Origin of the sequence: Nocardioides astragali (assembly GCF_024436375.1) — a bacterium.
Classification (GTDB): domain Bacteria; phylum Actinomycetota; class Actinomycetes; order Propionibacteriales; family Nocardioidaceae; genus Nocardioides; species Nocardioides astragali.
Window position 1 is genome coordinate 88429 of sequence record NZ_JAFMZM010000006.1, and the last position, 24088, is coordinate 112516.

Here is a 24088-nt window from a genome sequence, read left to right on the forward strand (position 1 = left end):
TGAGGCCTCAGCCGTTGCGGATGACGTACGCCGTCCCGCCCGAGGCCGCGATCCAGGTCCGCTCGAACTGTGCGCGGTCGTAGACCCTGCGGACCTCGGCGTTGGTGGCGCCGGCCGGGTCGTTGACGACCACGTCGCCGTCGGCCTCGAAGCCGACCACGACGAGCAGGTGGCCGTTGCTGGCCGAGATCGGCGCGCCGGTGAGCTGGTTGCGCTGGAACGCGATGGAGACGACGAGCGGCACGCCGGCGGCGATGTAGTCCTCGGCCTCGCGCAGGTCGTGCAGCCGCGTGACGTAGGAGTCGCCGGCGACGAGGGTGGCGGCGTAGGCGGTGTTGAAGGCCCAGTTGCCAGTGCCGTCGTAGCCGTGGTCGAAGACCATCTTGGCGGTGTGGTCGACGACCGGGTCGGCGTGGCCGGCGGTGATCCCGGTCGGGGCGGGGGAGATGCCGTAGTAGCCGAGGACCATGGCCGTCGAGGTCGGGGAGCACCATGCCTCGCCGCCACCGCCCCACTGCGGATAGTGCCCGCTGTGGACCATCTGGGAGTACGCCGGGACCGGCAGCACGGTTCCGGCCGCGGGTCCGGGCTTCGAGGTCGGTCGAGGAGCGGACTCATCCGCCGAAGCCACTGCGCCGACGCGCTCCAGGCTGACGCCGAGGCTGGACCCCCTCGGCCGCAGCAGTGACACCCGGACCTGCCAGGAGGCGACCGCACTCGCGGCGCGCCAGGTGTCGACGTTGACCTGGCCCAGGTCGTCGGTCTGGCCGGAGTAGGTCGTGCGGGGGACGGGACGGTTGGTGCGGGACCAGTCGGCCACCGTGTCCCAGCTGCCGGTGGTGCCGTCGGCGCTGCGACCGCGCACCTCGACCCGCACCAGGCTCTTCCCGGGAGCGGTGGCCTCCCAGCTCGGGACGAGAGAGGTGGCGCCGAAACCGGGCGTGGCCCACGGAGAGGTCCAGGTCCCTGCCTCGTAGGCACGGCCGGCTACGGTGCGCGGCTTCGCGTCCAGGAGCGACACCTGGCCCCGGCCGAGCTTGAGGCCGCGGCGGGTGCCCGCCTTGAGCTCGGCGTAGCTGCTCCACGAGGTGTGGAGGACCTGCGGCGTCGCTCGCTGGCGCGCGTCGGCGTACGACGTCTCCGCGCCGGCGGGGGCGACCGCGACAGGGCTCAACAGCAGAGGAAGGAGCAGGGCGAGGGAGGCGGCGGGGCGTCGGAGCACCGCCCGACGATAACTCTCATCGATCACTTTCGTCCCACAAGTCACAAGGTCCAGCGAATCGGGGCCGGAACGTCGCCGCCCCTAGACTTGCCGGGTGACTCTGAGGCTGCACGACACCGCTGCTCGCGAGACCCGCGACTTCGTCCCACTGGTCGACGGCAAGGCGGGCATCTACGTGTGCGGGCTGACGGTCCAGTCGGAGCCGCACGTCGGCCACGTGCGGTCGGCGGTCAACTTCGACGTGCTGCGGCGCTGGCTCACCGCCAACGGCTACGACGTCGACTTCATCCGCAACGTCACCGACATCGACGACAAGATCCTGGCCAAGTCCCAGGAGCAGGGCGTCCACTGGTACGCCCTCGCCGCGGCGATGAAGCGCGAGCTCGACTCCGCTCTGGCGGCGATCAACGTGCTCCCACCGACGTACGAGCCGGGCGCCACCGGTCACGTCCCGGAGATCGTCGAGCTCGTCGAGCAGCTCATCGCACGGGGGCACGCCTACCCCGCCGAGGACGGCAGCGGAGACGTCTACTTCGACGTGCGCAGCTGGCCGTCGTACGGCGAGCTCACCCGGCAGCGCCTCGAGGACATGGAGCCCGCCGGCGACGCCGACCCGCGCGGCAAGCGCGACCCTCGCGACTTCGCGCTGTGGAAGGGCTGGAAGAAGGAGACCGAGCCGCAGACCGCGGCCTGGCCCTCCCCCTGGGGTCCAGGGCGCCCCGGTTGGCACATCGAGTGCTCGGCGATGGCCGGCAAGTACCTCGGTCCCGCCTTCGACATCCACGGCGGCGGCGTCGACCTGCGCTTCCCCCACCACGAGAACGAGCAGGCCCAGTCCCGCGCGGCCGGCCGGCCGTTCGCGTCCTTCTGGCTGCACAACGCCTGGATCACCACGGCCGGGGAGAAGATGAGCAAGTCGCTCGGCAACTCCCTGCTGATCCCGGAGGTGCTCAAGCGGGTGCGCGGGATCGAGCTGCGCTACTACATCGTGGCGGCCCACTACCGCTCGCACGTCGAGTTCAGCTTCGAGGCGCTCGACGACGCCGCGACCGCGTTCCGCCGGATCGAGGACTTCCTCGGCCGTGCCGCCCCGGTGGTCGGCAACTGGTTCGCGGCCCTGCCCGACGCGTTCATCTCCGCGATGGACGACGACCTCGGGACGCCTGCGGCCGTCGCGGTCATCCACGAGTCCATCCGCGAGGGCAACCGGCTGCTTGCCGACGGCGCCTCGGACGCCCTGAGCCAGAAGTTCGGCGAGGTCATCGCCATGCTCGACGTGCTCGGCCTCAACCCCGCCGACGAGGCGTGGGCCGACGGCGGCTCGGACGACAAGCTCACCGATGTCGTCGACGCCCTCGTGAAGGGGCTGCTCGCCGAGCGGACGGCCGCGCGCGAGGCGAAGGACTGGGCACGTGCCGATGCCATCCGAGACCAGATCAAGGCGGCCGGCGTCGAGGTCGAGGACACCCCGACCGGCCCGAAGTGGAGCGTGTGACGTGGCTGGCAATTCCAAGCGCAAAGGCGCGATCAAGAAGACCGGCAAGGGCAACCCCACCGCCGGTTCCGGAGGCCGCGTGCGCCGTGGGCTGGAGGGCAGGGGCCCAACGCCGAAGGCCAAGGACCGGCCCTACCACCAGGCGCACAAGGATGCGGCCAAGGCGGAGCGCGCGAAGGCCAAGCAGGGCACCCGGCGGCGTACGGCCTCCGACGCGGAGTGGGCCGCCGGGCGCAACTCGGTCGTCGAGCTCCTGCGCGGTGGTGTCCCGGTGACTGCGATCTACGTCGCCGAGGGCGCCGAGCGCGACAACCGGCTGCGCGAGGCCTTCAAGCTCGCCGCCGAGCAGGGCCTCAAGCTGCTCGAGGTCACCCGCAACGAGATGGACCGGATGACCGGGGGCGCCGTCCACCAGGGCCTCGCGGCCCGGCTGCCGTCGTACGAGTACGCGCACGCGGACGACCTGCTCGACCGCGCGACCGAGGCCAAGGAGCCGGCGCTGATCGTGGCGCTCGACTCGGTCACCGACCCGCGCAACCTCGGTGCCGTGGTGCGCTCGGCGGCCGGCTTCGGCGCGCACGGGGTGCTGATCCCCGAGCGTCGCGCGGCCGGCATGACCGCATCGGCGTGGAAGACCAGTGCCGGGGCCGCCGCCCGCCTGCCGATCGCCCAGACCGTCAACCTGACCCGCCAGCTCAAGGCCTACCAGGAGGCGGGGTGCATGGTCGTCGGCCTGGCCGCCGACGGTGACGTCTCGCTGCCCGAGCTGGTGGCGCCCGGTGGCCTCGCCGAGGGTCCGCTCGTCGTGGTCGTCGGGTCCGAGGGCACCGGGATGGGCCGACTGGTCGCCGAGACGTGCGACCAGATCGTCTCGATCCCGATGGCCGGGCAGCTGGAGTCGCTCAACGCCGGCGTGGCGGCCTCGGTCGCCCTCTACGCGATCTCGCAGGCCCGCCTCCCCGGATGAGCCTTCCCCACCGGCTGCTGGTCGGCGTCGCCCTCGCTGCGGTGAGCGTGACGCTCGGGTTGCTGGTCGCCGCGTCGCTGTTCCTCAACAGCAGCCGGACTGTGGTGCTGGTGGGCCACGACACCGTCGTACGCCCGACGATGGCGCGGGACGCGGTGATCCAGACGGGTCCGCTGCTGCCGGACCTCCGGCTGCGCGACGTCGGGCCGGTCGGGGTCACCCTCAGCCTCGGCAAGACCGAGGTCGGGTCGATCGAGGAGCTCGTCGATCGCTATGCCTTCATCGCCACGGATCCCACGGCCCAGGTGGACAAGGTGCAGGGCGTCGTGGTCGACATGGCGGTCTCGGCCGCCGTGCGCGGGCTCGGCGTGGGGCTGTTGCCGGTGGCGGTCTTCCTCCTGCTGGGCCGGCACCGTCGCGGCGAGCTGTTCCGCGGGTTGAGGACGAGGCAGGGACTGCTCGCCCTCGTCCTGCTGCTGGCCCTGCCGCTCCTGATCTGGCAGCCGTGGGAGACGAGCGAGGAGACCCAGGACGACCGGGGCAGCTGGCAGACCCTCGCGGAGCTCGCCGGAGCCACCGTCGTGCTGCCCGAAGAGGTCCGGGACATCGAGATCCGCACCGGGCCGGTCACCACCCAGACGAAGCGGTTGGTGCTCAGCGCGATCGACACCTACGACAAGAGCAAGGAGTTCTACTCCGCCGCCGCGGAGGCCGCGGCCGACCTCGACCTCCGGGAGCCCGAGGAGGGCGAGACCGTCGCGCTGCTGGTCAGCGACCGCCACGACAACATCGGCATGGATCGGGTCGCCCGCGCCGTCGGCGAGGCGGGCGGCGCCACGGTCGTGCTCGACGCAGGGGACGACACCTCCACCGGCCAGCCGTGGGAGGCCTTCAGCCTCGACTCCCTGGCGGGGACGTTCGCCGAGTGGGACCGCTTCGGCATCGCCGGCAACCACGACAACGGCACCTTCGTGCGCACCTACCTCGCCGACGAGGGCTGGACCATGCTCGACGGCGAGGTCGTCGACGCGCCCTGGGGCGGCACCCTCCTGGGCGTCGACGACCCGCGCAGCAGCGGGCTGGGCAACTGGCGCGAGGAGACGGGGCTGAGCTTCACGGAGGTGGGCGAGCGCCTGGCCGACGCCGCGTGCGACGCGGTGGCGGACGGCGACCGGGTGAGCACCGTCCTGGTGCACGACGCCAACCTCGGTCGCGAGGCGCTCAGCCGCGGCTGCGTCGACCTCGTCCTCGGTGGGCACACGCACGTCCAGGCCGGGCCCGACCCGGTCGAGGGCGAGGACGGCGCCACCGGCTACACCTGGACCAACGGCACGACCGGCGGGGCGGCGTACGCCATCGCCGTGGGCAGCAAGCCGCGGCGCGACGCGGAGGTCAGCCTCGTCACCTACGCCGACGGCCGGCCGACCGGGTTGCAGTGGGTGCGGCTGCGCACCGACGGGTCCTGGCTGGTCGGCGAGTGGGAGCCGATCACTCCTGCCCCGTGATCGCCTCGTCGGGCTTGGCGGTGAGGAAGCGCTCGATGTAGTCGCGGGCGGTCTCGTGGATGCTGACCTCGTGGCCGGCCTGCTCGGAGAGGTACCACCGGTGCTCGAGGATCTCGTGGAAGACCTCGGCGGGCTCCAGCTTCCCTGTGGCGTCAGGCGGGATCATCCCCATGATCGGCTCGAAGATCTCGTGCATCCACTTGCTGGCCACCAGGTGCCGGTCCTCGCGGCCCAGGTCGTAGTGGGCGGTGAACGAAGCCAGGTCGTTGAGCAGGCGCCGGGCCTGGTTGTCCTCCACGTTCATGCCGGTGAGTGCCTGCAGCTCCCGACAGTGGTGGCCGAGGTCGACGACCTTGGGCTGGATCCGGATCGTGTCTCCGCCCAGGTCGGTGACGATGTCGAGCTCGTCGACGTCGAAGCCGAGGTCGTTGAGCCGCTCCACGCGCCGCTCGATCCGCCACATCTCGTCGGCGCTGAACTCCTCCAGGTCGGTGAGCTCGCGCCAGAGCGCCTCGTAGCGCGAGCGCAGGTGGTCGATGATCTCGAAGCCGTCGATGGGCCTCTGGACCGCGCCACTGGCGCTGAGGTCCATGAGCTCGGCGAAGATGTTCTCGCAGCCGACGGTGATGTCGTAGTCCCGCATCCGGTCGCTCACCGCGTCGTGGAGCTCGCCCGTCTCGGCGTCGACCAGGTAGGCGGCGAACTCACCGGCGTTGCGTCGGAACAGGACGTTGGAGAGCGACACGTCGCCCCAGTAGAAGCCGGCCAGGTGCAGCCGTACGAGCAGCACGACGATCGCGTCGATCAGGGTCGGCACGTTCTCGGCGGTCATGCCGCGGCTGAAGAGGCTGCGGTAGGGGAGCGAGAACTGGAGGTGCCGGGTGATCAGGGCCGCCGGGAGCTCCTCGCCGTCCTTGCCCTCGCGCCCGGTGACGACTCCCTGCGGCACCACGGCCGGCATCCCGATCCGCTGGAGGTCGCGGAGCATGCGGTACTCGCGGAACGCGATGTCGTCCTGGGTCTCCTTGACCGCGTAGACCCGGTCGCCGAGGCGCACGATGCGCACGATGTGCCGCGACAGCCCGCGTGGCAGGGGTACGACGATGTCGTCGGGCCACTCCTCGAGCGGGGTGTCCCACGGCAGGCCGAGGATGGCCGGGTCGGGCCGGCTGGCGACGATCCGCATGGCCATGCGACGACCCTAGCGGTGCCGCGCGGCGCCGCTACTCCGTGCCCAGCGTCCAGATGTCGACCCGCGGCCCGTCGGCGGCCGGCACCTCGACGCCGTCGACCGCGGACAGGTCGGCGCCGGCGGCCTCGGACCCGAAGACGTGCCGGCCCGGACCCAGGGGGAGGGAGAACGCGGCACCGGGCGCGCGGCGAGCCACCACCAGCACCGACTCGGCGGGATGCTCGCGGACGAAGGCGATGGTGTCGGTGTCGACGTGTGCCCAGCGCAGGCCTCCGCGGCGGAGGGCGGGATGGGCACGGCGGACGCGGGCGAGGTCGGCGTACGTCGCCAGCGTCTCCCGGTCCCACTCCCCGGTGCGGTCCCACGGCATCGGGCGGCGTGCGTCCTCGCCGTTGACGCCCTCGAGGCCGATCTCGTCGCCGGCGAAGACCATCGGGACTCCGGGCAGGGTGAACTGGAGGCCGGCGGCCACCCGGTGCGCGGCCGCGTCCCCGCCCACGACGGTGCGGATCCGGGCGGAGTCGTGCGAGCCGAGGAGGTTCCAGCTCGACGACGTCGCGCGCCACCCGAGGGTGCCCTGCCACGCGCGGAAGGTGTCGACCACCTCCGCGCCGTCACGGCGCGGGACCGGGACGGGGCGGCCGAAGGGGCGCGCGGGGGAGGCGGGGTCGCGCAGCCACGACCACACGGGCCACGAGAACCCGGAGTAGTTCATCGTGCCGTGCCAGCCGTCGCCGTCGACGTCACCGGTCGCGTCGTGGTTGTGCTCGCCGATCACCCACGGGTCCTCGCGGAGCTCGGCCGCGGTGGCGCGCACTGCCCGGGCGACCTCGTGCGCCACGTCGATGTCGGCCAGCCGGCCGGTCATGTTGGCGACGTCGATGCGCCAGCCGTCGACGTCGTACGGCGGGCGCAGCCAGCGACCCACCACCGAGTCCGGGCCCTCGACCATCGCGTGACGCACGTCGCGGTCCGCGTGGTTGATCTTCGGGAGGGTGCCGTGACCCATCCAGCAGGCGTAGGAGCCGTCGTCGTCGAAGTAGTAGAAGGACCGGTGGGGGTCGTCGGGGTCGGCCGCCGCGGAGCGGAACCACTCGTGGGTGTCGCCGGTGTGGTTGGTGGTGAGGTCGCCCAGGATCCGCCACCCGCGGGCGTGGATCGCCGTGCTCAGCCGGGCGTACGCCTCGTCCCCGCCGAGCAGCGGGTCGACCGAGGTGAAGGTGGTGGCGTTGTAGCGGTGGTTGCTCTCCCCGGGGAAGACGGGCGTCGTGTAGACGACATCGGCCCCGACCTGCTCGATGTGGTCGAGATGCTCGGTGATGCCGTCGAGGTCGCCGCCGAAGAGCTGCAGGGGAGTGCGCGGGTCCTCGCCCTCGAAGATCACGCCGTCGTCCCACGCCGCCGGCACGGCCCACGGTGGCGTCGGCCGGTGACCGGCCTCCGCGGAGCGGGCGAAGCGGTCGGGGAAGACCTGGTAGACGACACCGTCGCGGCCCCAGTCCGGCGCGGCGGGGAAGGCGGCGAGCCGGAAGTCGGAGGTGTCGGGGAGGTCGTGCCCGACCAGCCCCGCACCGGTGAGCCACTCCTGCCGGCTCTGCCCGTCAGCGAGGGTGCGCACGAGGAGGAACCGGTAGTGGGTCACCGGGTTGTGCACCGGCAGCTCGCCCGCCCACCAGACCGTGTCACCCTCGCGGGTCGCCATCGTCGGGTGGAACACCGGCTCGGCGTCGTACGTCGTGCGCAGCCAGACCGCGTCCACCGGGTCCTCGGCGCGCGTCCGCACCCGGACCGTCACGGTCCCACCGAGCGGTGGCGCCTCGTCGGAGACGTAGAGCGGGGAGCCGTCGTGGTGCGGGAGGTGGAGGAGGCTCACGGGGGCCATCCTCTCTCACCTAGGATGGCCGCCGCGCCTGCGGGCGCACGCCGGTGTAGCTCAGTTGGTAGAGCGCCATACTTGTAATATGGATGTCGCGGGTTCGACTCCTGTCACCGGCTCCCTGGTGGTGACTGTTCATCAAGGTATGTCGGTCAACCGGCACTTCCCTGCGTCAACTGATCGCGGTAAGTGCCCATCCAGCGACATACCTTGGTGAAACATCAGCGGACCCGCTCCACCACGAACTCGCAGTCCGGGGAGGCGATGGCGTCCTGTGCCGCGACCAGGCGCAGCTCGCGCTCGCCGGAGTCGAGGGTCGCCTTCAGCACGGCGAAGACCGAGGAGGCCGTGCGGGCGAGGGCGCCCGCCGGCGACGCGGTGTCGTCGAGGTGCGCGGTGAAGAGAGCGGCGGTGATGTCGCCGGAGCCGTTGGCTTTCATCGGCAGCCTCGGCGTCGCGACCAGCCAGGCGCCGTCACCGGTGACGGCGATCATCTCGATCACGTCCTCGGGAGCGCCGGCGCGGACCACCGACGTCACCAGCACCGTGGCCGGACCGAGGCCGCGCACCTCGTCCGCGGCGGCCAGGATGTCCTCGAGTGACGACGCGCCACTGAGCGACTCGCGGTCGGTGATGAAGCCGAGCTCGAACTGGTTGGGTGTCAGCACGTCGGCGACGGGGATGACGGTGGAGCGGTACTTCGGCGGGATCGCCGGGTTCACGAAGCAACCCGAGGTCGCGTTGCCCATCACCGGGTCGCACGTGTAGGTCGCCGCCGGGTTGGCGGCCTTCACCTGCACGACGGCGTCCACGATCACGTCGGCGATCTCCGGTGATCCCTGGTAGCCGGAGAGCACCGCGTCGCAGGACGCGAACGCGCCCCGCTCGCCGATCCCGGTGATGACCGCGGCGACGTCCTCCGCCGCGATCAACGGTCCGCGCCATGCGCCGTAGCCGGTGTGGTTGGAGAAGTTCACCGTGAGCACCGGCCACACCTCGTGGCCCAGGCGCTGGAGGGGGAAGACGGCCGCGGAGTTGCCGACGTGGCCGTAGGCGACGTGGGACTGGATGGAGAGGACGCGCACGTCCCCAACCTAGGCCACCTGAAGCGACCGCTTCGAGAGCCCCATCCAGTAGCCGTCGATGACCTGGATGCCCGGCTGGTCGGGCGTCGTCGCCGCCCCCAGCGTGACGAAGAGCGGCGTGTAGTGCTCCACGGTCGGGTGGGCGTACGGCATGCCGGGCGCCTTGGCCTTGTAGCCAGCCAGGGTGTCGACGTCTCCGCGGGCCATCGCCTCGGCGGCCCAGAGGTCGAAGTCCTGGGACCACCCCGGGACGGCCGCGTCGATGCTCCAGTCGGTGAGGAACGGCAGGCCGTGGGTGAGGAAGCCCGAGCCGATGATCAGCACACCCTCGTCGCGCAGCGGACGCAGCCGCTCGCCGAGCTTCATCAGGCGGTGCGGGTCGTCGGTGGGCAGCGACATCTGCAGGACCGGGATGTCGCCCGCGGGGAACATGATCTTGAGCGGCACCCAGGCGCCGTGGTCCAGGCCGCGCGACGCGTGCTGGTGGACCGGCTCGCCGGTCGGCATCATCGCAGCCACCCGCTGGGCCAGGAGCGTGGCGTCGGGCGTCTCGTAGGTCATCTCGTAGTACTTCGGCGCGAACCCGCCGAAGTCGTAGACCAGCGGCGCGTGGCTGGCGCTCAGGCTCACCGGGGCCGACTCCCAGTGGGCGCTCACGATGAGGATGGCCTTGGGGCGCGGGAGGTCGCGGGCCCAGGCCGACAGCTGCCCGGACCAGACCGGGTCGTCGAGGAGCGGCGGCGCACCGTGGCCGATGTACAGGGCAGGCATCGAGTCGTTCATGACATCCTCAATAGTACAGAATTCAATTATATTCCGGTAGGGCCCAGTCCACGGGGTCGGCGCCCTGCTCCTCGAGCAGGCGGTTGACCCGGCTGAAGGGCTTCGAGCCGAAGAATCCCCGGCGGGCACTCAACGGCGACGGGTGCACGGACTCGACCCACGGGATCGGTCCCAGCAACGGCTTGAGCGACTGCGCGTGCCGCCCCCACAGGATCGCCACGCACGGACCGCCGCGCTCGGCCAGGGCGGTGATCGCGCGCTCGGTGATCGCCTCCCACCCCTTGCCACGGTGGCTGTTGGAGTCGTTGGGGCGCACGGTGAGCGACCTGTTGAGGAGCATCACGCCCTGGTCCGCCCAGGCCGAGAGGTCTCCGTGCCGGGGCGGGACGATCCCCAGGTCGTCGCGCAGCTCGACGTAGATGTTCACCAGGCTGGGCGGGAGCGGCCACACGTGGCGCTCGACCGCGAAGCTCAACCCGATCGGATGACTAGGGTTGGGATAGGGGTCCTGGCCCACCACCAGCACACGTACGTCGGCGAGCGGGCGCCGGAACGCCCGGAAGACGAGGTCGCCGGCCGGCTGGTAGCCCCGCCCCGCCGCCACCTCCTCGCGGAGGAACCGCCCCATCGCGGCGATGCGGTCGTCCACCGGCGCCAGGGCCTGCGCCCAGTCCGGCGCGACGAGGCCCTTCTCGACGAGGCCGGCAAGCGCGCTGACCGCGGTGCTCATGCCGGGCTCCTGACCGGACGCTGGAGCCGGTCGAGGAACGCCTTGAGGAGCGTCTCGCGCATCGCGGGAGAAGCCACGTCGAGCATGGCGTTGACCTCCGCCGTCCGGGTCGGCAGCTCGAGGTCGCCCTCCGCCGATGAGCCGACCAGGCCCGAGGCGGCGAGCAGGCCGTCGAAGTCCTCGTCGGAGAGCGCGGCGGGGTCCAGCGCCTCGATGAAGCCAACCACGCCCACGTCCACCACGACCGGTCCTGCCGCGCGGGCCGCCGAGACGGAGCCGGACAGCGCGACAGCGAACTCCTCCACGTGGGCCAGGGTCCCGGCGCTCACCGAGAGGTGGATGCTCGGCCCCTCGGTGCCGAAGGACAGCTGGGGCTGGACGTACCACCCCCGTGAGACGAGCTCGTCGGTCAGCGTGAACGGGTCGAGCGAGTCATCCGTGGCCAAGGTGACCAACGTCGAGTCCGGGGTCGCGACGAGCCGCAGCCCCGGCTCCGACTCGATGCAGGCGATGATCGCGTCGACCGCCGCGAACGCACGCCGCGCCAGCTCGATGTAGCCGCTGTCGCCGATGTGCTCGACCACCGCCCAGGTGCCGGCGACGGGTCCACCGGACCGGGTCGACTGGGTCGTCGCGTTGAGCATCGTGTAGCCAGGCCAGGCGGCAGAGGCGAAGAACTGGGGCATGCGCAGCGCGGCGTCGCGATGCAGGAGGAGCGAGGTTCCCTTGGGTGCGTAGGCGTACTTGTGGGTGTCGACGGAGATCGACGTGACCCCCTCGACGGCGAACGTCCACGGCCGCACCTCCCGTCCCAGTCGGGCCGCGTAGGGCAGCACCCAGCCCCCGATGCACGCGTCCACGTGGCAGCGGACGCCTCGCGCGGCAGCGGCGGCCGCGATCTCGGTCACCGGGTCCACCACCCCGTGGGCGTACGACGGCGCGCTGGCCACGACGAGAACTGTCTCGTCGTCGATTGCGTCCGCCATCGCAGCGGCGTCGGCCCGGAAGTCGGGGCCGACCGGCACCATGACGGCCTCGACCCCGTAGTAGTGCGCGGCCTTGTGGAACGCCGCGTGTGCCGTGGCCGGCAGCACCATCCGTGGCCGGACGACCTCAGGCCGGCAGTCCCGCGCGCCCTGCACCGCCAGCAGGATCGACTCGGTGCCGCCGGAGGTGACCGTGCCGACGGCCGTGTCGGGTGCGTCGACCAGGCCGCAGGCGAAGCCGACCAGCTCGTTCTCCATCTGCAGCAGCGACGGGAACGCCGTGGGGTCGAGGGCGTTGGACGCGGCGTAGGAGGCCACGGCCTCGCGTCCGATCCGGTCGATCTCGGGGTCACCGGCGTCGTAGACGTAGGCCAGGGTGCGGCCCCCGTGGACCGGGAGGTCGGCTCCCTGCATCACCCGGAGCCGGGCGAGGGGGTCGCTCACGGGAGGGCTCCTTCCGCTGCCGCCACCTCGGCGGCGTCGAGGGCGTACTGGCGCAACCACCACAGGCTGAGCAGGGTCAGGGCCGCCGGCAGCACGGAGAAGCCGAGGGTGATCGCGGTGAGGGCCGAGCCCGGCTGGGTGATCTCTCGCCCCTCGCTCGACAGGTAGCCGCCCAGGGCGAGCACCACGGCGAACAGGGCCGGCCCCAGCGCCAGCCCGAGCGTCTCCCCGGCCGTCCAGACGCCGGTGTAGACGCCTGCCCGGTTCTCGCCGGTGCGCGCGGAGTCGACCGCTGCGGCGTCGGGGAGCATCGCCATCGGGAAGACCTGGCACCCGGCGTAGCCGACGCCGACCAGCGCGGTCGCGGCGAACACCACGGCCGGCGGGGCGATCCGGGCCGTGACCGCGAGCAGCGCGCCGGCCGCCAGCACGAGCGAGGCGAGGACGTAGCCCCGGCGCTTGCCGATCCGGGTCCCGAGCGAGGCCCACGCCGGCGTGAGCAGCAGCGCCGGCGCGACGAAGCAGACGAAGAGGATGGTGGCCGCGCCCGTGCTATCCAGCACGTCGCCGGCCAGGTAGTCGACGCCGGCCAGCATGCAGCCAGTGGCGAGCGCCTGCAGCACGAAGGTGGTCAGCAGCACCCGGAAGTCGCGTGCCCGCCCGACGATCCGCAGCTGCTCGCGGAGCGACCCGGCGCCTGCGGCGACGGCACCGACCGGGGCCCGGCGGGTGCCCCACCACGCGCTCACCACGCCGACCACGATCACGAGCGCCATGACGACGCCCATCACGCGGTAGCCGTCACGGCCGCCGACGGCGTCGCGGATGATCGGGGCGGTGGCTCCCGCGAGCATGATCGTGAAGGCGAGGATCGCGACCCGCCACGTCATCAAGCGTGTGCGCTCGTCGTAGGACGACGTGATCTCCGCGGGCATCGCGACGTAGGGGACCTGGAAGAACGCGTACGCCGACGCCGCCAGCACGAAGAACACGAGCACCCAGCCGGCCTCGAGCGCCGAGCTCCCCAGGTCGGGTGCGGCGAAGATCAGGGCGAAGGCGCCCGCGAGCATGAGGCCGGCGCGGATCAGCCAGGGCCGGCGCGGTCCCGCCGGGTCGACGGTGCGGTCGCTGACCCGCCCGGCGATGGGGTTGAGGACGACGTCCCACGCCTTCGGGAGGAAGACCACCACGCCCGCCCAGAGGGCGGCGATGCCGAGCTCGTCGGTGAGGTAGGGCAGGAGCATCAGCCCCGGCACGGTGCCGAAGGCGCCGGTCGCGACCGAGCCGCTGCCGTAGCCGATCCGTACGCCGCGCGGCAGTCGCGCCGGCTCGACCGCCGTGGTCACCGCTGGCCCAGGGCGCGCGAGCCCGCCGAGCCGTAGCGGCGCGTGGGGTTCGACCCGATCGTGCCGGCCGACGCGGACTTCTTCGCGGGAGCCTTCCCCGCTGCGGTCTTCTTGGCCGGGGTCTTCTTCGTGGGCCTCTTGGCCGGTGCCTTCCGCGCCGGTGCCGCCACCACCCCCGCCGACCACTCGGTCACCCACTCGTCGATGACCTGCCACGTCGTGCCGCGCGCCGCGCGACCGGTGAGCATGCCGAGGTGACCGCCGGGCACCACCTCGAAGCGCACGTGGGGGGAGCCGCTCAGCAGTGGTACGACCGCCCGCACCGCCGGCAGCGGCGCGATGCCGTCGGTGTTCCCCGCGAAGACCAGCACCGGGACCGAGATCGCGGCGAGGTCGATCGTGCGCTCGCCGATCTGCATCCGGCCCTTCGCGAGCGCGTTGCCCCTGACGAAGCGGTGGTAGAGCTGGCCGAACGTGCGGCCCGGGTAGGCGGTCATGCTCGACTTGAAGCGGGTGACGGCCTCCATCTGGGCGAGGTAGTCGGTGTCGTCGAGGTGCGTGAGCACCGCGAGCGGCTTCGTCACCATCTTCTGCGCCGAGGCCGCGGTGAACGCCCAGTTGACCAACGGGGTCGGGATGCCGCCGAGGGCCCGGTAGGCGCGCGTGATCGCGCCCGTGCCCCGGGTCAGGTTGAGCAGCGGGCGCACGGGGGCGACGAGCGGCACCTTCGTCACGTCGACCGGGGACCCGATCACCGTGATCGACGCGATCGGGAGGTCCTGCCGGTCGGCGGCGACGAGCATCGTGAAGATCCCGCCCAGGCTCCATCCGACCAGGTGCACGCCACGTCCGCCGGAGTGCTCGTGCACAGTCCGGATCGCCTTGGGCAGCACCTCGTCGACCCAGTGCTCCATGCCGAGCGCGCGGTTCTTGAACGACACCTGCCCGTACTCGACGAGGTAGGTGGGACGTCCCTGCATGACGAGGTGCTCGACCAGCGAGCAGTCCCTGCGCAGGTCGAAGCACAGGGAGGGCGCGGCCAGGGGGGTCACGAGGAGGACGGGGTCGCCGCTCTCCGGGACGTCGCGAGCGGGCCGGTAGTGGTAGACCTCGCGGAGCTCCCCGTCGTCGATCAGCGTGCGCGGCATAGGGCGCAGGTCGGCGAGCCCGCCGTAGAGCAGGGAATGGGCGACGTTGCCGGCCGCCGACACCACCTGCTCGGGCTTGGGGATCAGGTCCATGGAAGGAATCTACGACCACCCGGCAGCGACCCCACCTACCCCGGGGTGAGCCCCCCCGCGGGGAACTCGTCGGATCGCCCGAGTTTCCTCGACATCCGGACCGGCAAGGACTAGGAACGATTCATGAAGAGGACCCTCGCCGCGCTGGGTGTGGCCGCGGTCGGCGGAGTGGCGGCCCGCGACCTGATGCAGAAGACGCACGCGCTCAAGCGCAACTACCCCGTGATCGCCAACCTCCGCTACATGCTGGAGGCCATCGGTCCCGAGCTGCGCCAGTACATCGTCACGAACAACGACGAGGAGCGGCCCTTCAGCCGGGACCAGCGACGGTGGGTGTACGCCTCCGCGAAGCTCCAGAACAACTATTTCGGCTTCGGCACCGACAACGACCTCGAGGGTCACGTCGGCTACCCGATCATCAAGCAGCGGACGTTCTCCGACATCGCCCCGCCCGCGGGTATGCATGCCGGCGAGGAGACCCCACTGCCCGCCGCGAAGGTCATCGGCGGGCCGCGCGGCCGTACCCATGCGTTCCGGCCGATGTCGATCGTCAACATCTCCGGCATGAGCTTCGGCTCCCTGTCGAAGAACGCCGTGATCGCGCTCAACGAGGGGGCCAGGCTCGCCGGTTGCCTCCAGAACACCGGCGAGGGCGCGTTGTCGCCCTACCACCGTCGGGGTGGCGAGCTGGTCTTCCAGATCGGCACCTCCTACTTCGGCTGCCGTGACGAGAACGGTCGGTTCGACATGGCCCGGCTCAAGGACCTCGTGGCGTCTGCGCCCGTGCGGATGATCGAGATCAAGCTGTCCCAGGGTGCCAAGCCGGGACTCGGCGGCATGCTGCCCGCGGTCAAGGTCAACGCCGAGATCGCCGCCATCCGCGGCATCCCAGCAGGCGTCGACTGCGCCTCGCCGTCGCGGCACCAGGTGTTCCGCGACGTCGACTCGATGCTCGACTTCGTGGAGAGCGTGGCCCAGGAGACGGGCCTCCCGGTCGGCATCAAGTCGGCCGTGGGCAACATGGACTTCTGGGACGACCTGATCGCGCAGACGTCGAAGGACCGGGCGGTCGACTTCATCGACATCGACGGCGGCGAGGGTGGCACCGGTGCGGCCCCGTTGGTGTTCGCCGACTCGGTCGCCTTCCCGTTCCGGGTGGCGTTCTCCAAGGTCTACAAGCGCTTCGCAGAGGCCGGACTCTGTGAGGACGTCACGTTCATCGGGGCGGGGAAGCTCGGACTTCCCGACAACGCGCTGGTCGCCTTCGCGCTCGGCTGCGACATGGTCAACGTGGGGCGGGAGGCGATGCTCGCCATCGGCTGCATCCAGGCGCAGAAGTGCCACACGGACGAGTGCCCGACCGGCGTCGCCACCCAGAACGCGTGGCTGATGCACGGCCTGGACCCCACCCTCAAGGCCGCCCGGTGCGCCAACTACATCAAGACGCTGCGTCGCGACCTCCTGAAGGTCTCCGAGGCGGTGGGGGTGGCGCACCCGGGCCTGATCACGGCGGACGACATCGACCTGATCGACGGCCTGCAGTCGTCCAGGCCACTGCGCGACGTCTACGGCTACGGCCGAGGGTGGGGCACCGTCGAGCCGGAGGCGGCGGCAGAGATCACCCGGATCATGGCCGCGCTGGGTCCCAAGGACGACCAGCGGCCGGCGTGACTCTCACTTCGCCCGGGGACGGCGTACGGACTTGTCGTGGTGCTCGGGCACGGCCTCGAGATCGCGGAGGAAGTCCTCCGCCCACTTGGCCACGTCGTGCTGCAGGACGGTCTTGCGCATGGCCCGCATGCGCCGGCCGCGTTCCTTGCTGTCGGCGGCGAACGCCTCGAGCAGCATGGCCTTCATGCCGTCGATGTCGTAAGGGTTGACCAGCCACGCCTGCCGGAGCTCGGCCGCCGCGCCGGCGAACTCGGAGAGCACCAGGGCGCCGTCGTTGTCGAAGCGGCAGGCGACGTACTCCTTGGCGACGAGGTTCATCCCGTCGCGGAACGGCGTGACGACCATGATGTCGGCCGCGCGGTAGAGAGCCGCCATCTCCTCCCGCGGGTGGGAGGTGTGGAGGTAGGAGATCGCGGGCCGCCCGATCCGTCCGTGGTCGCCGTTGATCCCGCCCACCAGCCGCTCGATGTCGTCGCGCAGGATGCGGTACTGCTCGACCCGCTCGCGCGAGGGTGTGGCGACCTGCACGAAGACCGCGTCCTCCAGGTCCAGCTTGCCATCGCGGATGAGCTCACCGAAGGCGCGCAGCCGCGAGTAGATGCCCTTGGTGTAGTCGAGGCGGTCGACCCCCAGGAAGATGCAGCGCGGGTCGCCGAGCGCCTCGCGGATCTCCTTGGCCCGGCGCTCCACCCCCTCGGAGCGGGCGAGCTCCTCGAAGCCCGCCGTGTCGATCGAGATCGGGAACGCGGTCGCCTTCACCGGTCGGCCGTCGGGGAGGTAGATCGTGTCGCGGTGGGTCTTGTGGCCCACCCGGCTGCGCACGAGGCGTACGAAGTTGGCGGCGGCGCCCGGCAGCTGGAAGCCGATGAGGTCGGCGCCGAGCAGCCCCTCGAGGATCTGGCGACGCCACGGCAGCTGCGAGAACAGCTCGGCCGGCGGGAAGGGGATGTGGAGGTAGAAGCCGATCCGCAGGTCGGGCCGCTGCTGGCGCAGCATCTGCGGCACCAGCTGGAGCTGGTAGTCCTGCACCCACACCGTCGCCCCGTCGGCCGCGACCTGGGCGGCCTTGTCGGCGAAGCGCTGGTTGACCGCGACGTAGGACTCCCACCACTCCCGGTGGAACTCGGGCTTGGCCACCAGGTCGTGGTAGAGCGGCCACAGGGTGCCGTTGGAGAAGCCCTCGTAGAACTCCTCGACCTCCTGCGCGCTCATCGGCACCGGGATCAGCGAGAGGCCGTCCTCGACGAACGGCTCGAAGTCGTCGTCGTCGGAGGAGCCGGGCCAGCCGATCCACGCCCCGTCCTCGGCCCGCATCACGGGCTCGAGGGCGGTCACCAGCCCGCCGGGGGAGCGGCGCCAGGCGGGGGATCCGTCAGGGGCGGTGACGCGGTCCACCGGCAGGCGGTTGGCCACGATCACGAGGTCTGCCTGCGCTGGGGAGGTCACGGCGCCACCCTAACGACGACGCATCGCGAGCAGATCACCCCACGGTGTCCTCTGCGGTTTGTCCAGACGACTCGCCGGAGGCGAATGACATCGTTGTTGTTCGTCGCCTAGACTGACGCCAGTCCGCTCGGTCACGGGTGGACGTGGGGTCGAGGAGGAGATGGCACATGGACGCCGCCAAGCACGTCGAGGCCAAGCACGTCGAAGCCGAGCAGGAGACCGCCGGACTGAGCCGGCGCGACCGCGAGATCCTCGAGTTCGAGCGCCACTGGTGGAAGTACGCCGGCGCCAAGGAGCAGGCGGTCCGCGAGAACTTCGACATGTCCTCGACCCGCTACTACCAGGTCCTCAACGCCCTCATCGACCGTCCCGAGGCGCTCGAGGCCGACCCGTTGCTGGTGCGCCGGCTCCGTCGCCTCCGCGCCTCCCGCCAGCGTCAGCGCTCGGCGCGCCGCCTCGGCTTCGACGTCTGACCCCGCGACCCGACCCAGCCACTGACCCAGCGAGATCCGACCACCACTCACGATTGGCTCCTTCCCCATGGCCTTCTTCCCCAGTCCTGGCCTCCCTTCCCTCGCGTCCCTCCTGACCCGCCGTGACGAGCGGGGCGTGGCCTTCCCGTCCCCCGTCGTGATGCTCTCGGTGATCGCCGTCGCGATGGCCTCGATCACCTTCGTCGCCACCCGCGACCAGGCGCCCACCGAGCGCCGGGTCGACACCGCGACCATCGCGAGCGCCGACCAGTCGCCCAGCGTCGACCCGGCGCCCGCGGACCCGAAGCCCGAGGCGAAGCCCGAGCCCCAGGTCAAGCGCGGCGAGGTCTACGTCGAGGTCTTCAACAACTCCGGCATCAAGGGCCTGGCCGCCACCACGGCGGCCAAGGCCACCCAGGTCGGCTGGGCGGTCGTCGGTGAGGACAACTGGTACGGCGTCATCCCCACCACGACGGTCTACTTCCCGCCGCGTCTGCAGGCGGCCGGCAAGCAGCTCGCGCTCGACCTCGGCATCAAGCGCACGTCCCCGGCTGTCGGCGTGATGAAGCGCGACCGGCTGACGGTCATCCTCACGACCGACGCCCCCCAGTGATCGCCTGAGTGGTCGTCGGGCCGTCGCGGCGTAGCCCGGGGCGGTTCGCGGCCGTCGCAGTCGCGTGGTTGGGTGGTCCCATGGAGTTCACCTCCGCTGCCGCGCGCGCCCACTACGACGCCGTACGCGACGTCCTCGACGGGGTCGTGGTCGGACTCGACTTCGACGGCACGCTGTCGCCCCTGGTCGACGACCCCGAGGCGGCCCGGCTGCACCCGGGGTCTCCGGGCGCCCTGCTCGAGCTCGCCGAGGCGGTCCGCGCCGTCGCCGTCATCACCGGCCGCCCCGCCCGTCAGGCGATCACCATGGGCGACCTCGACGCGCTCGGCGACGCCATGCTCGACCGCGGCGCCGAGCTGTTCGTGTTCGGTCAGTACGGCAACGAGCGCTGGTCGGCGACCGAGCCGCGGATCCGCTCGCCGCGCCCGCCGGCAGGTCTCGCGAGCTTCGAGCGCGAGCTCCCCTCGGTGCTGCGCGGGGCCGACGCCGCCGACGCCTTCGTCGAGGAGAAGGGGCTCGCCGTCGCCGTCCACACCCGGCGCATGGACGACCCCGCCGGCGCCTTCGAGCGGCTGGTCGCCCCCATCGAGTCCCTGGCCGAGCGCCACCACCTCACCGTCGAACCCGGTCGCAACGTCCTCGAGGTCCGCTCGGGCGAGATGCACAAGGGCCATGCCGTGCGGGCCTTCGTGGCCGAGCAGGAGGCCACCGGGGTGATCTTCGGGGGCGACGACCTCGGTGACATCGAGGCCTTCGAGGCGGTCCGCGCGCTGCGCGCCGACGGGCTGCCGGGGCTGGTCGTGTACTCGGGCCCCCCGGAGCAGACCGCCCTGGTCGCCCTGGCCGACGTCGTGGTGGACGGCCCGGCGGGTGTCGTCGATCTGCTCGGCCAGCTCCTCCTCCGGCGCTGATCTGCCTCATCCACCCTCACCCGGCCGACATCCACATCGTGGACTCGATGTGCGCATCGTGAGACAGCCCGCCTAGGCTGAGCCTGCTCATCACGAGGGACTGAGGGAACGGCCCGTAGAAGTCCCGGCAACCACCCATGAGCCTCCTGTCCGGACTCGTCCGGCAGTCATGGGAGCAGGTGCCAAATCCGGCCCACGCGAGAGTCGCGGGGACAGATGAGAAGGAGGACTTCATGAGCACCCTGTTGGACGAGAACACCGCCACCACGCCGGCGAAGGGGCTGCGCGAGGGCGCCTTCGGCAACGCCCGCGCCCTGGCCTGTCGCGAGTGCGGGCACGAGGTCGCCCTCGGTCCGTCGTACGCCTGTCCGGAGTGCTTCGGGCCACTGGAGGTGGCGTACGACTTCCCCGCCGTGACCCGCGAGGAGATCGCCGCGGGCCCGGCCAACATCTGGCGCTACAAGGCACTGCTGCCGGTGCCCGACGACATCGAGCAGAACCCCAACATGGAGCCGGGCTTCACCCGCCTGCTCAAGGCCCACAACCTCGGGCGTGAGCTCGGCATCGACAACCTCTGGGTCAAGGACGACTCGACCAACCCGACCAACTCCTTCAAGGACCGCGTCGTTGCGTGTGCGCTGAGCGCCGCGCGCGAGCTCGACGCCAAGGTGTTCGCGTGCCCCTCGACGGGCAACCTCGCCAACGCCGTGGCCGCTGCCGGTGCCCGGGCAGGCATCACCACCGTCGTCTTCATCCCCAGCAACCTCGAGACGCCCAAGCAGGTCAACTCCGCCGTCTACACCGACCGCCTGGTCGCAGTCGACGGCAACTACGACGACGTCAACAAGCTCGCCTCCGAGATCGCCGGCGAGGAGGAGGGCTGGGCGTTCGTCAACGTCAACGTGCGCCCGTTCTACGCCGAGGGGTCCAAGACCCTGGGCTACGAGATCGCCGAGCAGCTCGGCTGGCGGCTGCCCGACCAGATCGTCATCCCCGTCGCGTCCGGCTCGCAGCTGACCAAGGTCGACAAGGCGTTCCAGGAGCTGATCGCCCTCGGGCTCGTCGAGGACAAGCCCTACAAGATCTACGGCGCCCAGGCGACCGGGTGCTCGCCGGTCTCCGTCGCCTACAAGGCAGGCACCGACGCGATCCGCCCGGTCAAGCCCGACACCATCGCCAAGAGCCTGGCCATCGGCAACCCCGCCGACGGCATCTACGTCCTCGACATCTGCCGCCGCTCCGGCGGTGCGGTCGAGGACATCACCGACGAGCAGGTCCGTGAGGCGATCGTGCTCCTGGCCCGCACCGAGGGGATCTTCACCGAGACCGCGGGCGGCACCACGGTCGGTGTGCTCAAGAAGCTCGTCGAGACCGGCCAGCTCGACACCTCCCTCGAGACAGTGGTCATCAACACCGGCCACGGGCTCAAGACCCTGGACGCCGTGTCCGACCGGGTCGGCGCCGTCGCCACCATCGCCCCGTCCTATGACGCCTTCCTGGCGTCCGGCATCCTCTGAGAGGGAAGATCACCTCATGGCAGTCTCCGTACGGATCCCGACCATCCTGCGCACCTACACCGGTGGCGAGTCAGAGGTCAGCGCCGAGGGCGACACCCTGGCGGCCGTCCTCGACGACCTCGACGCGAGCTACTCGGGCATCAAGGGCCGCATCCTCGACGAGGCCGGCCAGCTGCGCCGGTTCGTGAACGTCTACGTCGGCAACGACGACGTGCGCTTCCTCGACGAGCTGGCCACCGCCACCCCCGACGGCACGCAGATCTCGGTGATCCCGGCCGTCGCCGGCGGCTGAGGCGGGAGACGGCCAGCGGAACCGGCTGCGGGTCCCTGCACGTCGTACTCCCATGACGACGATCAAGCGTGCCTGCCTGGCGGTCCTGGTACCCCTGACGATCGGCGCCGGCGCCGCGCCGGCCTCCGCGGCCGCCGACCCCCACCCGATCACGCCCTTCGTGCCCGCCAGCGACGACGATCCCGCGCTGGCCGAGGCGTGGCAGGCGTGGCAGTCCAAGGACATCGACGACTACGTCGTCACCGTGCGGCTCACCTGCTTCTGCCCGCCCACCGGGGCGGTGCGCACGGTGGTCCGCGACGACACCATCCGCCGGGTGACCAAGGGGGAGCGCCGGCTGGCCGCCCGCCGTGGCTACTCGATGGACGAGCTGTTCACGATGATCCGCAGCGCCTCTGCCGAGGCCGACCGGGTCGAGGTCGCCTACACGCGCCGCGGAGTCCCGAAGTCGATCACGATCGACCCGATCGAGGAAGCCATCGACGAGGAGACCTACTACTCGGTCTCGCTCAGCCGGCTCGACTGACCCTGCGGAAGAGCTGACCGGGCCCCTGCGCTCACGGAGCTCGTACGTCGACCACGGCGGCGTTGCCGCGACCGTCGATCCGCACCTCGGCGACCGCGCCGTCACGCAGCAGGTCCTCGGTCTCGGCCGCCGCGTCCTGGGGCAGGAAGAAGCTCTCGATGCCGCACCTGATCTGCCACGAGCGGTCGTCGCAGGCGAGGTAGGGCCCCTCGTCCGGCCGGTCGCGGGTCCACCCGTCCGCCGCCCACACGTCGCCCCGCTGGACGAGGGTGATGTAGACGTCGCCCTCCTCGCCGTCCTCGAGCGCGCCGAGGCCAGGAGCACCGGACGACTCGGACCCGTCGTGTCGCAGGTCGGGGTAGTCGAGCGCGACGTAGGCGCCGCGGAACGGGTCGATCGGGTCGAGCGGCGCGACCTGCAGGAGGTAGGTGTCTCCCGCGACGCGCGCGGAGAGCTGCGGGGCGACAGCCACGCCGACCAGGGCCAGCTGGCCCACGGCGATGATGCCGGTGACGATGGCGCGGTTCATCGGTGTGCTCCTTCATCGGAGGGGGAGTCGGTGTCGAGGGCCTGGGCCAGCTCGCGGCGGGCCCGGTCGAAGAGGAACCCGGTGCCGAGGAAGACCGTGCCGAGCACCACGAACAGCCAGGCGCCCGTGACGATCGGCGCGAACACCGCGAAGCTCTGGAAGGTCGTGAAGACCACCAGTCCGACCATCGCCATCCACGTGAGCATCGGGTGCTCGCGCACCGTGCCCAGTGCGACGAGGGCGACGGCCAGGAGGACGTACGCAGCGACCGAGACGGCGGCGTGGAGCCAGTCGGAGGTGTCGACGTCCGACGTGTCGGACCCGGTGGACCACAGGCCGAGGACGGTGGCGACCGCCAGGACGACGATCGCGCCGAGCGGCTCGAGGACGCGGGTGCCGGGGCGGGTGGCAGCGGCCCCAACAGCCGCGGCTCCGGCCAGGGTCAGCGCGGCCACCAGCCAGAAGGACCACTCGATGCCGTCCGAACCGATGTCGGGGATCGCTGCCACGAACAGCGCCAGCAGCGCCATGCCGCCCCCGACGGCGCGCCAGGTCCAGGCGAAGGTGTCGATCCGACCGTCGTGGAGCACGGCCAGCGCCGCGGCCAGCACGGCGCCGGCACCGAAGAGCATGACGACGGTGAGGCCGTTGGGCTCGTCCCACATCGGCTGCGTGAACCACCACGACACGCCGCTCGCGACCCCGACCAGGAAGGGCACGTAGGCGCGGGTGAGGTAGCCGTGCAGGAGGGCTGCCGCCGCCCACAGCCCCAGGAGGCGTGGCTCGAAGGCGGGGACCTGCAGGGACTGGGCCGCTTGGAAGAGGACGGCTCCGATGCCGAGGGCGGCGAGGAGGCGTACGGCACCCACGAGGGGCGCCGACACCTTCCTGCTCGCCATCAGCTCGCCCCCGAGGAGGAACGCGAGCCAGATCGAGGTGACGGCGACGAAGCGCGCGGTGGGGGAGAGCTGGTCGAGGTTGGCGGCGACCAGCCAGATCATGCCGATGCCGACGAAGCCGCCACCGAGGTAGAGCAGCACGCGCCCGACGCTGAAGCGGGCGTGGGTGTCGGCGCTGTACCGAGTGGCGATGCGGTCGGCCTGGTCGTCGGTGATGATGCCCTGCGAGGCCCACTCGGCGACCTCGGAGCGCAGCCAGGCGAGCTGGCGCGGTGGGACCGAACGGGTGGCACGGGGCGTGGAGACGGTCATGGGCCCAGCGTGGCCCCTCGGCCGGGG

The 24088-nt window shown here is 71.5% G+C and carries 22 protein-coding genes, 1 tRNA gene and 1 riboswitch; of the genes, 11 read left to right on the top strand and 12 right to left on the bottom strand.

Annotation, left to right across the window (positions count from 1 at the left end; translation table 11 throughout):
- Nucleotides 1-7 precede the first annotated feature (7 nt).
- On the bottom strand, nt 8-1222 hold the full coding sequence (locus J3P44_RS19920) for a C39 family peptidase (protein WP_255892219.1): 1215 nt from the start codon (nt 1220-1222) through the stop codon (nt 8-10).
- Between the two features lie 94 nt (nt 1223-1316).
- On the opposite strand from J3P44_RS19920, the gene cysS reads away from it, so the two are divergent.
- The 3 genes from cysS to J3P44_RS19935 are packed head-to-tail and all read left to right on the top strand — an operon-like array spanning nt 1317 to nt 5189.
- The gene (cysS, locus tag J3P44_RS19925) at nt 1317-2717 is read left to right on the top strand and encodes a cysteine--tRNA ligase (protein ID WP_255892220.1); all 1401 of its coding nucleotides are present in this window, start codon (nt 1317-1319) and stop codon (nt 2715-2717) included.
- A gap of 1 nt (nt 2718) precedes the next feature.
- Nucleotides 2719-3684, top strand: a complete 966-nt coding sequence (gene rlmB, locus J3P44_RS19930) for a 23S rRNA (guanosine(2251)-2'-O)-methyltransferase RlmB (RefSeq protein WP_255892221.1) — start codon at nt 2719-2721, stop codon at nt 3682-3684.
- A complete protein-coding gene (locus tag J3P44_RS19935; protein WP_255892223.1) occupies nt 3681-5189 on the top strand; it encodes a metallophosphoesterase in 1509 nt (502 codons plus the stop codon). Before rlmB ends, J3P44_RS19935 begins: the two co-directional genes overlap by 4 nt.
- Here J3P44_RS19935 and J3P44_RS19940 read toward each other — a convergent pair.
- Together J3P44_RS19940 and J3P44_RS19945 are read right to left on the bottom strand one after the other, a co-directional pair.
- On the bottom strand, nt 5173-6381 hold the full coding sequence (locus J3P44_RS19940; protein ID WP_255892224.1) for a DUF4032 domain-containing protein: 1209 nt from the start codon (nt 6379-6381) through the stop codon (nt 5173-5175). The two genes, J3P44_RS19935 and J3P44_RS19940, sit on opposite strands and share 17 nt — an antisense overlap.
- Nucleotides 6382-6412: 31 nt before the next feature.
- Entirely contained in the window at nt 6413-8254 is a 1842-nt protein-coding gene (locus J3P44_RS19945) for a glycoside hydrolase family 13 protein (protein WP_255892225.1), read from the bottom strand.
- A 49-nt stretch (nt 8255-8303) separates the two neighbouring features.
- On the opposite strand from J3P44_RS19945, the gene J3P44_RS19950 reads away from it, so the two are divergent.
- Nucleotides 8304-8376: transfer RNA gene (locus J3P44_RS19950), tRNA-Thr, on the top strand.
- A 102-nt stretch (nt 8377-8478) separates the two neighbouring features.
- Here J3P44_RS19950 and pdxY read toward each other — a convergent pair.
- From pdxY to J3P44_RS25220, 6 genes are read right to left on the bottom strand one after another with little or no spacing between them, the layout of a single operon-like run.
- On the bottom strand, nt 8479-9342 hold the full coding sequence (pdxY, locus tag J3P44_RS19955) for a pyridoxal kinase PdxY (protein WP_255892226.1): 864 nt from the start codon (nt 9340-9342) through the stop codon (nt 8479-8481).
- 9 nt (nt 9343-9351) lie between these two features.
- Nucleotides 9352-10125, bottom strand: coding sequence for a dioxygenase family protein (locus J3P44_RS19960; protein WP_255892227.1), 774 nt, complete (start codon nt 10123-10125; stop codon nt 9352-9354).
- A 22-nt stretch (nt 10126-10147) separates the two neighbouring features.
- Nucleotides 10148-10855: a uracil-DNA glycosylase gene (locus tag J3P44_RS19965; protein ID WP_255892228.1), complete on the bottom strand. Its 708-nt coding sequence runs from the start codon at nt 10853-10855 to the stop codon at nt 10148-10150.
- Complete coding sequence (locus J3P44_RS19970) at nt 10852-12285, bottom strand: pyridoxal phosphate-dependent decarboxylase family protein (protein WP_255892229.1); 1434 nt, start codon at nt 12283-12285, stop codon at nt 10852-10854. The genes J3P44_RS19965 and J3P44_RS19970 overlap by 4 nt, the downstream gene beginning before the upstream one ends.
- On the bottom strand, nt 12282-13631 hold the full coding sequence (locus J3P44_RS19975; protein ID WP_255892230.1) for an MFS transporter: 1350 nt from the start codon (nt 13629-13631) through the stop codon (nt 12282-12284). Before J3P44_RS19975 ends, J3P44_RS19970 begins: the two co-directional genes overlap by 4 nt.
- Entirely contained in the window at nt 13628-14872 is a 1245-nt protein-coding gene (locus tag J3P44_RS25220; protein WP_305122724.1) for an alpha/beta fold hydrolase, read from the bottom strand. Before J3P44_RS25220 ends, J3P44_RS19975 begins: the two co-directional genes overlap by 4 nt.
- Before the next feature lie 123 nt (nt 14873-14995).
- Here J3P44_RS25220 and J3P44_RS19985 point away from each other — a divergent pair, with 123 nt between their 5' ends.
- On the top strand, nt 14996-16543 hold the full coding sequence (locus tag J3P44_RS19985) for an FMN-binding glutamate synthase family protein (RefSeq protein WP_255892231.1): 1548 nt from the start codon (nt 14996-14998) through the stop codon (nt 16541-16543).
- 3 nt (nt 16544-16546) lie between these two features.
- Here J3P44_RS19985 and J3P44_RS19990 read toward each other — a convergent pair whose 3' ends face one another.
- Complete coding sequence (locus J3P44_RS19990) at nt 16547-17989, bottom strand: alpha,alpha-trehalose-phosphate synthase (UDP-forming) (protein ID WP_255892233.1); 1443 nt, start codon at nt 17987-17989, stop codon at nt 16547-16549.
- A gap of 167 nt (nt 17990-18156) precedes the next feature.
- On the opposite strand from J3P44_RS19990, the gene napA reads away from it, so the two are divergent.
- The 6 genes from napA (at nt 18157) to J3P44_RS20020 (ending at nt 22321) form a co-directional block, all read left to right on the top strand.
- A complete protein-coding gene (gene napA / locus J3P44_RS19995) occupies nt 18157-18462 on the top strand; it encodes a nucleoid-associated protein NapA (RefSeq protein WP_255892234.1) in 306 nt (101 codons plus the stop codon).
- Nucleotides 18463-18598: 136 nt separating this feature from the next.
- Nucleotides 18599-19075 carry a LytR C-terminal domain-containing protein gene (locus J3P44_RS20000; protein ID WP_255892235.1) on the top strand — a complete coding sequence of 159 codons (477 nt, stop codon included), beginning with the start codon at nt 18599-18601 and terminating at the stop codon, nt 19073-19075.
- A gap of 80 nt (nt 19076-19155) precedes the next feature.
- A complete protein-coding gene (gene otsB / locus J3P44_RS20005) occupies nt 19156-19986 on the top strand; it encodes a trehalose-phosphatase (protein ID WP_255892236.1) in 831 nt (276 codons plus the stop codon).
- Nucleotides 19987-20070: 84 nt separating this feature from the next.
- Nucleotides 20071-20209: riboswitch (SAM riboswitch) on the top strand.
- 10 nt (nt 20210-20219) lie between these two features.
- A complete protein-coding gene (gene thrC, locus J3P44_RS20010) occupies nt 20220-21503 on the top strand; it encodes a threonine synthase (RefSeq protein WP_255892237.1) in 1284 nt (427 codons plus the stop codon).
- Between the two features lie 16 nt (nt 21504-21519).
- Complete coding sequence (locus J3P44_RS20015) at nt 21520-21795, top strand: MoaD/ThiS family protein (RefSeq protein ID WP_255892238.1); 276 nt, start codon at nt 21520-21522, stop codon at nt 21793-21795.
- A gap of 52 nt (nt 21796-21847) precedes the next feature.
- Nucleotides 21848-22321: a DUF6174 domain-containing protein gene (locus tag J3P44_RS20020; RefSeq protein WP_255892239.1), complete on the top strand. Its 474-nt coding sequence runs from the start codon at nt 21848-21850 to the stop codon at nt 22319-22321.
- A gap of 31 nt (nt 22322-22352) precedes the next feature.
- On the opposite strand, the gene J3P44_RS20025 is transcribed toward J3P44_RS20020, so the two are convergent.
- Nucleotides 22353-22850 (bottom strand): GDYXXLXY domain-containing protein, encoded by a 498-nt coding sequence (locus J3P44_RS20025; protein WP_255892240.1) that lies wholly within the window; start codon nt 22848-22850, stop codon nt 22353-22355.
- Nucleotides 22847-24061 (bottom strand): DUF2157 domain-containing protein, encoded by a 1215-nt coding sequence (locus tag J3P44_RS20030; RefSeq protein WP_255892241.1) that lies wholly within the window; start codon nt 24059-24061, stop codon nt 22847-22849. The genes J3P44_RS20025 and J3P44_RS20030 overlap by 4 nt, the downstream gene beginning before the upstream one ends.
- Nucleotides 24062-24088: the final 27 nt, after the last annotated feature.

Bases quoted from the DNA above. Each gene is read 5' to 3' on its own strand.
- J3P44_RS19935 (WP_255892223.1), top strand. From the start codon at position 3,681: ATGAGCCTTCCCCACCGGCTGCTGGTCGGCGTCGCCCTCGCTGCGGTG.
- J3P44_RS19940 (WP_255892224.1), bottom strand. From the start codon at position 6,381: ATGGCCATGCGGATCGTCGCCAGCCGGCCCGACCCGGCCATCCTCGGC.
- J3P44_RS19960 (WP_255892227.1), bottom strand. From the start codon at position 10,125: ATGAACGACTCGATGCCTGCCCTGTACATCGGCCACGGTGCGCCGCCG.
- J3P44_RS19965 (WP_255892228.1), bottom strand. From the start codon at position 10,855: ATGAGCACCGCGGTCAGCGCGCTTGCCGGCCTCGTCGAGAAGGGCCTC.
- J3P44_RS25220 (WP_305122724.1), bottom strand. From the start codon at position 14,872: ATGGACCTGATCCCCAAGCCCGAGCAGGTGGTGTCGGCGGCCGGCAAC.
- J3P44_RS19985 (WP_255892231.1), top strand. From the start codon at position 14,996: ATGAAGAGGACCCTCGCCGCGCTGGGTGTGGCCGCGGTCGGCGGAGTG.
- napA (WP_255892234.1), top strand. From the start codon at position 18,157: ATGGACGCCGCCAAGCACGTCGAGGCCAAGCACGTCGAAGCCGAGCAG.
- otsB (WP_255892236.1), top strand. From the start codon at position 19,156: ATGGAGTTCACCTCCGCTGCCGCGCGCGCCCACTACGACGCCGTACGC.
- thrC (WP_255892237.1), top strand. From the start codon at position 20,220: ATGAGCACCCTGTTGGACGAGAACACCGCCACCACGCCGGCGAAGGGG.
- J3P44_RS20015 (WP_255892238.1), top strand. From the start codon at position 21,520: ATGGCAGTCTCCGTACGGATCCCGACCATCCTGCGCACCTACACCGGT.
- J3P44_RS20020 (WP_255892239.1), top strand. From the start codon at position 21,848: ATGACGACGATCAAGCGTGCCTGCCTGGCGGTCCTGGTACCCCTGACG.
- J3P44_RS20025 (WP_255892240.1), bottom strand. From the start codon at position 22,850: ATGAACCGCGCCATCGTCACCGGCATCATCGCCGTGGGCCAGCTGGCC.
- J3P44_RS20030 (WP_255892241.1), bottom strand. From the start codon at position 24,061: ATGACCGTCTCCACGCCCCGTGCCACCCGTTCGGTCCCACCGCGCCAG.